Below are 11,903 nucleotides of genomic sequence, written 5' to 3'. Positions count from 1 at the left end.
AATGACTAATAACCGTACCAAGCCGTACGAGCGTGTCCAACTTTTTTCCGGAGGTGGCTCACGTTTTGGTTACTATCTGGGTAGTTATGCAGCCCTAGTGGCACATGATTTGACGCCAGATATTATTGTCGGTACTTGCGGTGGGAGCTTATCCGCTTACTTGGTGCAACTTGCGCCTGACCCCAAAGATTTGCAAGCGCTGATGTGCAGTCGCGAATTGTCTCGTACCATTGCTGCGATTAGGCATGTCGCGCCAGATGAAGCCAACAGGCGTGCAAAAATGCGTTATATGACCAGTGCGCTCAACCGTTGGCGATTGTCAAAGCAACAAGGCAATGGACAAAGACAGCAGCAAGCAGACAGCTATGGGCAATTATTAGACGAGTTACAGCAGTTGGCTATGTTTCGTATCGATGACGAGGCGCGATGGCTTGATGAGCTGTCTAGCTTTGCATCTAGCGAAAATGGCAGTCGTCAGTCTAATGCTAGCATCCCTGAGATAGCCATCATTGCCAGTCGTCTTTATCAAGCGCCTATTGATGGTTTATATAATGAACAATTAAAGCTACAAGAATTATTATTTGCACCGCCACGCTTTGAGCATTCTGCATCAAATCTGACTGACGAGAAATTGAGATCACCAGCGCAGGCATTTGCAAATGAGCGCATACATCCGTCTGTAAAGGTAGAAACACAATGGGATTTTGCCCCAGTGGTTCGTGCTTCTATGGCAGACATGTATTACTTGCCGCCCACACACATCACAGCGGTTGGCTGGTGCTTAGGTGGGGTGATTAATCTCACACCGATTGAGCTAGCCTGTCAGTTGGGTGATAGCGTATTTGCAGAGACTAAGGCAGGGTATGACTCATGGCTGGCTGCTCCCGCGATTCAGCGTGTTTTTGGTTTTGATCCTAATGAGCGACTGGCAGCAGTACACGGTTATCAACCGATGGAAGTGTCGTCGCACACTAATACTGCTAGCGAAAAACATTGGCTACACTGGCTACCCTTTGCCGATAATGCGCAGCAGTTAGCGGGCCAAAATGTGCAAAAGCGTTTTAATATAAAACAAATGACTGTTGAGCTGATACACAGTAATTACGACGGCTTTGTGCAGCAAATGCAGGCGCAATGGCAATATGGCTACCAGCGTACGGCTGATTACATACAGCAGCATAATTTATGAAAACTCACGTAGAAGATACCGCTGAAAATCATACGCCGCATATTATTGTCGTTGGTGGTACGAGTGGTCTTGGCTTGGCATTGGCTCTGCATCATTTGCAGCTTGGCTGGCAGGTGAGCGTTGTTGGTAGTAACGAGGCAAAGATAGCCGACATTAATAACCAGCATCCTACCATCGTGACTTATGCTTGCGACTTAACGGATGTTATCCAAACACAGAGTTTGTTAGATAAATTGTCAGCTACAAGCTTTCAAAGGCTTGTCTATAGTGCTGGCAGTTATACCAATGAGCGTGTTCATCATCTAAACCAAGCAGACAGTGATAAAATGCTAGCGATTAACTTGCAGGCATTTGCGCAGGTTTTTAGATGGGCAAGCGCGCAGTCAAAGCAGCAACATCAGTCATTGGGCGTTAGCAAAAGCGATAGACCAAGCCTAATTTGTATTGCCTCTATCGCTGGCACGATGGATTATCCTTATGCCAGTCTTTATGCAAAGAGTAAGCGCGCGATGATTGCGGCTGCTAGCGCTTATCGAGCAGCACTTGCGCCTTATAATATCCAAGTGAATTGTATTGCCTCAGGCTATATCGATACCCAAGCATTGCGCGATTTAAATGACGGTGATGCCAGTCATAAACCCTTTATCATGAGCACGCCAACAGCGGTTGATGAGGTTATGCAGGCGATTTATAATGATGTTGCATTGGCAATATTCCCACGCTCAATGCGCTATATTACTCGGGCGTTAAACCACTTACCCAAGCCATTACTCAATTGGATATTGCGCAGTAAGCTAGATAAGTCTTCTTAACCAAGCATTGTCTTAATCAAGCATTGTCTTAATCAAGCATTGTCTTAATCAAGCACTGTCCTAATCAAAAATGGGCTGCTCATCCAAACAGCCAATAAAGCAAGGTAAATACGGGCACTCCAATCAGTAAGCTGTCTATCCGATCTAATACGCCGCCATGTCCAGCGAGCATCGTTCCAGTGTCTTTTACGCCATGTTGACGCTTAAATGCTGACTCTAATAAATCTCCCGCGATACCACTAACTGCCAAACCGTAGGCTGCTAATAAACAAAGCCACCCGCTAAAAGGCGTGAGCCATAATCCTAACGATGAAGCCAATATAGCAGCACACAAACTGCCAAAAATCGCCCCTTCAATGCTTTTATTTGGGCTAACAGTAGGAGCGAGACCTCGCTTAAACAGTTTGCGTCCCAGTAATCGCCCACATAAATATTGGGCAATATCGTTGAACTGGCTGGCAAAAAATACAAAAAGTAAGATGCCATATTGCTCACGCTGCCATGTCAATTGCTGCAATACGATAAGGCTCAGAATCAGAGAGATAAAGGCGCTACTAAATATGATGTCCAATAGATTGAGACGCGTATAGGCGTGTATCAGTACTGATTTTGGTTTATCAGGTATTATTTTTGGTTGTAGCCCGCGTGCTTGGAGTTTGCTAATCAGCCCCGCTTTGTCATATATGCTCCATACGCGTTTAATCTCATAGCAGCCACGTAGCCCGATTAACATAAAAAACGCAATGAGTACCCATTGATAAGGGTGGCCATGCTGACTATTATCTATTTTGGCGATAACGTAGCATGCGCACAGAGCCACTAACATGAGCCACCAAGAGCGAGCAATCAGATAAATCTTAGGCAAGCGAGTACGTAGACGAGGGATAGCCAGTATGCCCCAAACCAAACTGACCACCGTCATCAGGGCAATCACAAACAACGTATCAGTAGACATGTTTTTAACACTTTGAGAGATATAAAAAGCAGTCATCAACCACTTTAAGAATGACTAGAATGCCAATTGACTACTGCTTTTAGGTGGCAGTCGTCGCTTTTATTGTTCTAGCTCCTGAATGAACAATTATAGGCTGAATGAGCCAGTCAATACTACCTTCTCTCGTGTTTAATAATGGATTAATCACACTCGTCTGAGGTGTGACGGCTAGATTTGGATAATCCTCTCGATAATGCCCACCACGACTTTCAATGCGCTGAGAGGCAGACTGTACAATCAATGTCGCTAATTGTAATTGTCTTGCTAACTGTAAATGTGTAAGCTCATCAATGCTGATATTGCTCTTTTTGCGATTGATATTGCTATCACTATCATTACTATTGAGCGAACTTAACTCAGGTTTTGTCAACCATTGCTGCCATTGTTGTATCTGTTCAAGCGCTTCCTCTAACTCTTTAGCACTACGTGTGATACCCATATTGGCGGTCATCAGCGCTTTTAGTTTTGCAATGATGTCTGTCATATCAGCATCAGAACGGCAGTGCTTATTAGCTTCATGATAATCGTATAAATTTGATGTCGATGATGCAAAATATGGCAGAGTAATAGTTTGGGTGTTTTTCAGTATGGGTGTTTTCCAAATATCATCAGCGCTTACATTCAAATTATGACGATACGCCGATGTATGTAGCTCTGCATCTAATACTTCAATTTCTGTCAAATAACGAGGCAAGTCAGCAGCGATATTTCGTCCTACGACCACACACTCCAATAATGAATTACTTGCTAAGCGATTTGCTCCATGCAAGCCGGTATGAGCAACTTCACCTGCTGCATACAGCCCTGCGACATCGGTCATACCGTTCACAGATGTGACGACACCCCCGCAACTATAGTGGGCGGTAGGAGCGACTGGTATTGGATCCGTCGTGATATCAATGCCAAGCGTTAGCAACGTCTGATAAATTTGCGGAAAATGCTCTTGTAAAAATGGCGCTGGTAGATGACTGACATCAAGATGTACGTAGCCAAGACCATTTACATTAATCTGCTCAGCGATCGCTCGTGCAACGATGTCTCTGGGTGCCAATTCAGCACGCTCATCAACGTCTAGCATAAATCGTCGACCTGTCTGCGGACAGTACAGCCGTCCACCTTCACCGCGTAACGCTTCAGAGATTAAGAAACTGCTGTCATCTAATGCTAAGCCCGTGGGATGAAATTGAATGAATTCTAAATTTGCCAAACGGCAACCCGCTTGCCAAGCCATCATGACGCCGTCACCGACACAAACATTGGGCGCGCTAGCACGTTGAAACAGCTGCCCTAGGCCGCCACTGGCCAGTACGACTGCGCGACTATAAACAGTGAGTTGACGATGACTATTGTGGTCAAAAACGCGTGCACCTTGGCAGTGGTTATCTCTATTGTCTTTCAGCAGACTTAACGCTTCATGATACGGTAATATCGTGATATTACTTGCAGCATGTGCCTTTATAATTAAAGCTTCCATAACGTGCCGACCCGTTGCGTCATCAGCATGAGCCACTCGCCTGCAGCCATGACCACCTTCTTTGGTAAGGTGTAAGCTGTTAATTTCTAAGTTACTAGTATTCAAATCAGTACTATTTAAATCAGTTAAAGTTCTTTGCTTCGTATCTTGTTGTGAGTTCTGAGTAAAAGGGACACCTTGTTCGCATAGCCACTGTATGGCCTGCTGTCCTTCACTTAGTATCTCCGTCGTATTATCAGCATCGCATAACCCTGCGCCTGCGATTAAGGTGTCAGCGACATGGTCGGTCACGGAGTCATTTTGGTCCAAACTTGCAGCGATACCACCTTGCGCGTAATGGCTTGAGCAAACCTCCAAAGCGGCTTTGCTCAGTACCATGATACTTAGCGATTTTGGTAATGATAGCGCAGTACTTAAACCCGCCAATCCTGCACCGATAATAAGTACGTCTGTTTGCCTGACATTATCCGCGCTCATACTAGGCAGCCCCAACATTAGCAAACAGCACACGGTCTTTGACAATATCGCCACTGGCGGCCACGCGTTGCTTTTGTGATTCGGCAAAATCGAGCATCCGTTGTAAAGGTTTTTTGGCTGCTACGGCCAGCTCAGGTGTCATCAGAACCTCACCGCTTTGATTGGTCAAGCATTGCTCGATACCTTTTAAGCCGTTCATTGCCATCCAAGGGCAAAACGCACAGCTCTTACAGCTTGCACTTTCACCAGCGGTTGGCGCTGCCAAAAAGCGTTTGTTTGGCGAGCGTTTTTGCATCTCGTGCAATATGCCCAAATCGGTAGCAACGATAAAGGTATCGGCATCCATCTCATAGGTTGATTGCAATAGCTTGCTAGTAGAGCCGACCACATCCGCTAGCTCAACGACGCTATCAGGTGACTCAGGATGCACCAAGACTTTGGCATCTGGGTATTCCTCTTTTAGTTGCAGGAGTTCAGTTGCCTTAAACTCATTATGTACAAGGCAAGATCCTTGCCAAAGCAGCATATCTGCGCCAGTCTCACCAGCGATGTATTTACCCAAATGGCGATCAGGCCCCCAAATGATAGGCTCGCCTTGAGCATGTAAGTGACGGACGATGTCGATACCAACGGATGAAGTTACTACCCAGTCTGCGCGTGCTTTTACCGCGGCGCTGGTATTGGCATAGACTACAACGGTACGTTCAGGATGGGCATCGCAGAACGCTGAAAATTCATCAGCAGGGCAGCCCAAATCAAGTGAACACTCGGCTTCCAAATCTGGCATCAGTACGGTCTTTTCCATGCTCAATATCTTTGCCGATTCACCCATGAAGCGTACACCTGCTACCACTAATGTCTGTGCACTATGTGCTTGACCAAAGCGTGCCATCTCAAGCGAATCGCCGACACAGCCACCCGTTGCCAATGCCAAATCCTGTATAAAAGGATCGACATAATAATGCGCGACCAATACAGCATTATTGTCTTTCAATAATTGTTTAATATTTTCTTCAACCACGATACGCTCTGAACGCGGCAGATCCACTGGCATCTTAGCTTTGGCATATTCGATATTCATCTGAGTGGCGATGCGATTGTCCGTACTCATGATGGGTGCGTCGTAAGGATAGTTTTTCATAATGGCAGCCTTTGTTGGTGCGATAACGATAAATGTGTGTGCTAAAAATGTGGGAATTGAACATAGTCAATTTATAAGTTGTCTTAATTATGCTCATTTTGAGCATAATTACAAGTATTTTTTTATACTGATCTATTCAATACATTCGGTTTTAGCCTTTCAAAACGGTATATCGATATTGATTTTTTATACTTACAACGACAGACTATGATAGTTTTAGATTCAAGCTATACTAAGCCGTACGGTAGCTATTAACCTTGATAGCCTTTTGTTTTTCAGAGAAAAAGGATAATCCCCAAAGCCATGACGTTGTCTTATTCACATGCGCACCAGCAAGGTAGCGGCACGACAGAAGTGGTCGCCGTGTTGGTCGCTATCACAGATCATATCGCGCGTGTCCTAACCGTTGACCAAGGCAAGCTGTTGCCAAATGGACCACTTATGCCGCTACATCGCTCGCTACAGGCAGGCGTGCGTCAGTGGGTAGAAGAACAAACACAGCAACCGCTCGGATATTTGGAGCAGCTATATACCTTTGTTGACACCAATAGACGTAACATCGACGGTCATGCGTTGGTGTATGTGAGTTATTTGGGCTTGGTGCAAGAGACGCAAACACGGGCACTCCAAAGCAAAGCGCTATGGCGAGATTGGTATGATTATTTCCCATGGGAAAATCACTTGGATGGTATGCCCAGTATCATCATGGACTTCATTGTGCCTGTACTGTTGGAATGGGCCAATACCGCAGAGGATTCGATTGTTCAACAGCGCCGACGTCAGCGTATTGGTTTGTGTTGGGGACTCAGTGAAGCATTTTTGGCAAATGGTCAACTGCCAGACAGCCAATCAGTTAGCGAGCAGGATAATGAAAGCAGAGAATGGATCGCAGAGCATGTATTGCTACGTTATGAGATGCTCTATGAAGCAGGACTGATACCCGAAGCGCCCAATTATCCACCCAACCATCAGGCCGTTGTTTTACCAGAGGACTGGTCACAGCGCATAGGTGTACCGATGTATTACGATCACCGTCGCGTGATTGCCACGGCTATCTCAAGACTGCGCGCAAAGATTGAATACAGGCCGCTTATTTTTGGTTTGATGCCAGATGTCTTTACCTTATCGCAGTTGCAGCAGAGTGTTGAGGCATTATCAGGGGTGCGCTTGCATAAACAAAACTTTCGTCGCTTGCTTGATTCACAGAATCTAGTGATGGAGACTGGGGAGAGTAGCAGTGCTCAGCGCGGTCGCCCTGCCAAGCTGTATCGTTTTCGCCATGATATCGAGCTACAGAGTTTATTGATGGACAGCAAACTTCCCAAGCGCAAATAGTCATTTCAAGCCAGTCCGTTTTATCTCTAAAGTGGTTTGTAAAACGAAAAACTTGTCACCTTTCCTTGCAGGGTCGCTAACTTTGCGCTATATTTATGCTCATTTTGAGTTTAAATATTGAGACGTTTCTATCAATATCATGCCTACATAAGGGTTAAAGATGACAATTGAAAAAGAGCCAGCATTGGATGTGGTATTGCTTAAACCATTGGTTGAAAATGCGCTAATTGAAGACTTGGGTAGGCGTGGTGATGTGACGTCACAAGCCACTATTCCAGCTGAGATGCAAGCGCAGCTACAGATCAAAGCGCGGCAAGCGGGCGTGATATGCGGTATAGATTTGGCACGGTTGTCATTTGCTTTAGTCGATGCACAAATTGAGTTTATTGCACAAGTACAGGATGGCGAGTTGGTTGAAGCTGGCACAGTATTGGCCACCGTTCGGGGTAACGCACGCCACTTGTTGACAGCAGAACGCACCGCACTGAATTTTATGACCCATCTCAGCGGTATTGCGACAGCGACCCGTCAAATTGTTGATAGTGTGGTGCAATATCCTGCGCAAATCACTTGTACACGTAAGACCATCCCAGGCTTGCGTATCGTACAAAAATACGCAGTACGCTGCGGTGGTGGGCGCAATCATCGCTTGGGGTTGGATGATGCGATTTTGATCAAAGACAATCATATCGCCATTGCGGGTGACATCACGACAGCCATTCAGCAAGCACAGAAATTTGCTGGGCATTTGATTCCCATTGAAGTCGAAGTTGATACGCTAGAGCAATTAGCACAGGCACTGGATGCAGGTGTGAGCTTGGTGTTACTAGATAATATGTCGCCTGAAACTTTGTCGCAAGCGGTTGCTATGTGTAAAGGTCGAGCCAGAACAGAAGCTTCAGGTGGTATTACCCCTGAAACGGTACAAGCGGCTGCCAGTACGGGGGTTGATTTTATCGCTATGGGTTATCTAACGCACAGTACCACTGCATTGGATATTGGTCTGGATTTTAGCGCATAAGTAACGGCGTACCAAAAGCGAATAACACGGCCTAGTTTTATCGAAGGCATTATCACTGAACTGATAGATTCACCGCTTATTAAAGGCTTGTTTTCACACAGAAGATTCGACAAGATAGTATATAGGGTCTGTTGAGCAAAGTTAATGATTTAATTGGCTTATCTGCCTATGTTACAATATAAGCGACAAGGCCATTTTAACCATCTATTGGGTCATCGTTGCACTCGCACGATGACCTTATCTTTTTGCCCGGTTTGACGAATAGATAAGCGAGCGCTCAGTGAATACTGAAATCATCAAGATAATCCTAGCCTTTATGGTGTTGATTAATCCCTTTAGCGCTTTGACGTTATTTTTGGATTTGACCCGTGGTTATTCAATGAATAATCGACGCAAAGTGGCGCGTGTGGCTTGTTTAACAATTTTTATCACGATCAGCTTTTTTACGGTCGCAGGTGAGACGCTCCTAAAAGCGCTTGGTATCTCAATTGGCTCGTTTCAGTTGGCGGGTGGTATTCTGGTGTTTTTGATTGCCCTGAATATGATGAATGGTGAAGGTAATCCCGTTAAGCCTGATCAAGAAAACTTCGATGTCGATCATGTACAAGATTCGCCAGTATCAATGGCAGCTGCTGTCGTTCCACTCGCTATCCCAATGATGATTGGGCCGGGCGGTATCTCAACGGTGATTATTTATTCTTCACAAGTTTCTGGTGTACTACAAGTATCGGCCATATTAATAGCTGGGTTGTTGATCAGTTTGTTTTGTTATTTGGCATTGATGGCAGCAGGTCGTATTAGCCGTTTATTGGGTGATACGGGTCTGAACATTATGAGCAGAATCATGGGCATGTTGTTGGCGGCAGTTTCTATTGAAATCATCGTTAATGGTCTACGCACGCTGTTTCCTGCTTTAGTTTAACGAAAAAATTGATTGCCTGTACCTTTGTTTATTTTATTTAGAGTTACCCCTCAATTTTTAGGTTGTAAAGAAAGCTTATATCTTACTTCTACTATTAGCTAAAAACCTCTAAAACGCCCCAAAATCATAAATATTCTATAAAATGGCTAAAAGCGATTTTTATAGAATAGCTATGTCTAAAATAATGTTATCAATCACCAAAAGTATCCGAAAAAATGCTACCTATAAAAACATGTTACAGTGGAGGGACAACTAATATTATAGGAGTTAAACTTGAGTAATAAAAGAATTGCTATTTTAGGGGCAGGTCCAAGTGGTTTAGCACAATTACGCGCTTTTGAGGCAGCACGATTGGCTGGTGCAACCGACCTACCTGAGATAGTTTGTTATGAAAAGCAAAATGCTATCGGCGGTATGTGGAATTATAGTTGGCGTACTGGTTTGGATAGAAACGGTGAACCCGTTCACGGCAGTATGTACCGTTATTTGTGGTCGAATGGCCCAAAAGAATGCTTAGAGTTTGCTGATTATTCATTTGATGAGCACTTTGGTGATGCCATCCCTTCATATCCGCCACGTGAAGTTCTAAAAGACTACATCATGGGCCGTATCGATAAGCAAGACATTCAAAAGTATATCCGCTTTGAATGTCCTGTGCGTTGGGTCTCATTCGATGATGATACGCAGAAGTTTACTGTGACAGTCATGAGCCATAAAACGAACGAGCAAGAAGTCGAAGAGTTCGATTATGTCGTGGTAGCGACCGGTCACTTTTCAACGCCAAATATGCCATATTTCGAAGGTCTAGAGACTTTCCCAGGTCGTATCTTGCATGCTCATGACTTCCGTGATGCGCTAGAATTTAAAGACGAAGATATTTTACTCATTGGCAGTAGTTATTCAGCCGAAGATATTGGCACGCAGTGTTATAAATATGGCACCAAATCAGTGACCATTAGCTATCGCACACAAGCACTGGGTTATGACTGGCCAGAGGGTATCAAAGAAGTGCCGCTCGTCACTCACTTTGAAGATGACGTGGCGCATTTTGCCGATGGTACTAGCCAAAAATTTGACGCAATCATTATGTGCACAGGTTACCTGTTCCATTTCCCGTTTATGCCGGATGAGCTACGCTTACAGACCCATAACTGCTTATATCCAGCCAATCTATACAAAGGGACTTTTTGGCAGCCCAATCCAAAGCTCATTTATTTAGGCATGCATGATCAGTATTTCACCTTTAACATGTTTGATGCTCAAGCGTGGTATGCACGTGATGTCATCATGGATGATATCGAGCTGCCTGATTTGGCGACTCGTGAGGTCGACGAAAAAGAATGGTTGGCAACGTATGCTAAGTGTGTCACGGTCAGCGACTCAATTGACTTCCAAGCTGCCTATATTCGCGATTTAACCAATGCGACAGATTATCCAGAGTTTGCCGTAGAGAAGCAGGGTGAAATCCTAAAAGAATGGCAAAAAGATAAGACCGACAATATTATGACTTTTAGAGAAAAAGGCTATCGTTCAACATTGACAGGTACGCTATCACCCGAATTGCCAGAGCCTTGGCTAGATGTCCTTGATGACTCGCTTGAGCATTTTTTGAACTTAAGCTTTGTTAAGCCTAAAAAGCGCAAGAAAGCATCGTAGATAGATAGTCGCTGCTACAAAGAGCAGTGGCCGTAAAAAATTAGTTGCTATTAAAAGCATCTGATATAAAAAATAAAAAGCCAAATACGTTTAGATGTATTTGGCTTTTTTGTGCGTGGTACATTCAGCGACTATAGTCGGTTCAATATAATGTGGAGACTGACACAGTATCCAATTTATAGAGGATTGGCTATATATCAACTATGATATAAGTGCCAAGCTAAGTAAAGCATCAATATACCCACTAATCCATCAAGTATATTCCATGCCTTTGGTTTGGAAAATAACGGTCTAAGCAGTCGTGCAGCATAACCCAAAGCAAAAAAGAAAAAGAACGAAGCACTGACAGCACCCACACCAAAGGCCAATTTGCTACTAGCACCCGTTGAAACCATACCGACGAGCACCAATGTATCTAGATAGACGTGTGGATTGAGCCAGGTAAAGCCAAAACACAGCAACAGTGCTTTTTTCAAACTAGTGACGGCCTGACCATCGACGGTTAATGCATGTGAGCGTTTGATACTGGCGTATAAACTTTGCAAACCGTAAACCAGCAAAAACAACGCACCTGCGAATCTGGCGATATCTACTGCATGTGGATAACGAGCGGTTACAGCACCAAATCCAGCAACGCCCGCTGAGATTAACAACGCATCACTAACGGCACAGAATAAGCAGATAAAAAAGATGTGTTCACGTTTAATGCCTTGTTTAAGTACAAAAGCATTTTGTGATCCAATTGCTAAGATAAGCGATAGCCCAAGCAAAAAGCCAGAGGTATAATCAGTCACGTTCATAGTAAAGTGCTTATCATTTAGAGAGTAGATGTTTTAGGGTATAGGAATATTGACACTTTGCTTACTGGCAGTGCCAAAAAAA

At 44.4% G+C, this 11,903-nt stretch carries 10 protein-coding genes; 6 read left to right on the top strand and 4 right to left on the bottom strand.

The window, feature by feature from the left end; all coding sequences use genetic code 11:
* The first annotated feature begins 1 nt into the window (after nucleotide 1).
* Together QL982_RS01145 and QL982_RS01140 are read left to right on the top strand one after the other, a co-directional pair.
* On the top strand, nucleotides 2-1,189 hold the full coding sequence (locus QL982_RS01145; protein WP_290161693.1) for a patatin-like phospholipase family protein: 1,188 nt from the start codon (nucleotides 2-4) through the stop codon (nucleotides 1,187-1,189).
* A complete protein-coding gene (locus QL982_RS01140; protein ID WP_290161691.1) occupies nucleotides 1,186-2,001 on the top strand; it encodes an SDR family NAD(P)-dependent oxidoreductase in 816 nt (271 codons plus the stop codon). Before QL982_RS01145 ends, QL982_RS01140 begins: the two co-directional genes overlap by 4 nt.
* 79 nt (nucleotides 2,002-2,080) lie before the next feature.
* On the opposite strand, the gene QL982_RS01135 is transcribed toward QL982_RS01140, so the two are convergent.
* The 3 genes from QL982_RS01135 to nadA all read right to left on the bottom strand — a co-directional run bounded on the left by QL982_RS01135 (nucleotide 2,081) and on the right by nadA (nucleotide 6,057).
* On the bottom strand, nucleotides 2,081-2,956 hold the full coding sequence (locus tag QL982_RS01135) for a phosphatidate cytidylyltransferase (RefSeq protein WP_290161689.1): 876 nt from the start codon (nucleotides 2,954-2,956) through the stop codon (nucleotides 2,081-2,083).
* 79 nt (nucleotides 2,957-3,035) lie between these two features.
* Nucleotides 3,036-4,946, bottom strand: a complete 1,911-nt coding sequence (gene nadB, locus QL982_RS01130) for an L-aspartate oxidase (RefSeq protein WP_290161687.1) — start codon at nucleotides 4,944-4,946, stop codon at nucleotides 3,036-3,038.
* Nucleotide 4,947: 1 nt separating this feature from the next.
* Nucleotides 4,948-6,057, bottom strand: coding sequence for a quinolinate synthase NadA (gene nadA, locus QL982_RS01125; protein ID WP_290161777.1), 1,110 nt, complete (start codon nucleotides 6,055-6,057; stop codon nucleotides 4,948-4,950).
* A gap of 333 nt (nucleotides 6,058-6,390) precedes the next feature.
* On the opposite strand from nadA, the gene QL982_RS01120 reads away from it, so the two are divergent.
* The 4 genes from QL982_RS01120 (at nucleotide 6,391) to QL982_RS01105 (ending at nucleotide 11,021) form a co-directional block, all read left to right on the top strand.
* The gene (locus QL982_RS01120) at nucleotides 6,391-7,422 is read left to right on the top strand and encodes a hypothetical protein (protein WP_290161685.1); all 1,032 of its coding nucleotides are present in this window, start codon (nucleotides 6,391-6,393) and stop codon (nucleotides 7,420-7,422) included.
* A 160-nt stretch (nucleotides 7,423-7,582) separates the two neighbouring features.
* Nucleotides 7,583-8,443 carry a carboxylating nicotinate-nucleotide diphosphorylase gene (gene nadC, locus QL982_RS01115; RefSeq protein ID WP_290161683.1) on the top strand — a complete coding sequence of 287 codons (861 nt, stop codon included), beginning with the start codon at nucleotides 7,583-7,585 and terminating at the stop codon, nucleotides 8,441-8,443.
* Between the two features lie 280 nt (nucleotides 8,444-8,723).
* Nucleotides 8,724-9,365: a MarC family protein gene (locus tag QL982_RS01110; RefSeq protein WP_197100642.1), complete on the top strand. Its 642-nt coding sequence runs from the start codon at nucleotides 8,724-8,726 to the stop codon at nucleotides 9,363-9,365.
* Nucleotides 9,366-9,638: 273 nt separating this feature from the next.
* Entirely contained in the window at nucleotides 9,639-11,021 is a 1,383-nt protein-coding gene (locus QL982_RS01105) for an NAD(P)/FAD-dependent oxidoreductase (protein WP_290161679.1), read from the top strand.
* Nucleotides 11,022-11,218: 197 nt separating this feature from the next.
* Here QL982_RS01105 and QL982_RS01100 read toward each other — a convergent pair whose 3' ends face one another.
* Complete coding sequence (locus QL982_RS01100; protein ID WP_290161677.1) at nucleotides 11,219-11,821, bottom strand: LysE/ArgO family amino acid transporter; 603 nt, start codon at nucleotides 11,819-11,821, stop codon at nucleotides 11,219-11,221.
* Nucleotides 11,822-11,903 lie beyond the last annotated feature (82 nt).

The sequence above is a fragment of the Psychrobacter sp. 5A.1 genome (genome assembly GCF_030407455.1).
Lineage (GTDB): Bacteria > Pseudomonadota > Gammaproteobacteria > Pseudomonadales > Moraxellaceae > Psychrobacter.
Note: the sequence above shows the minus strand (reverse complement) of the source record. Positions and strands in the feature narration are given on the sequence as shown.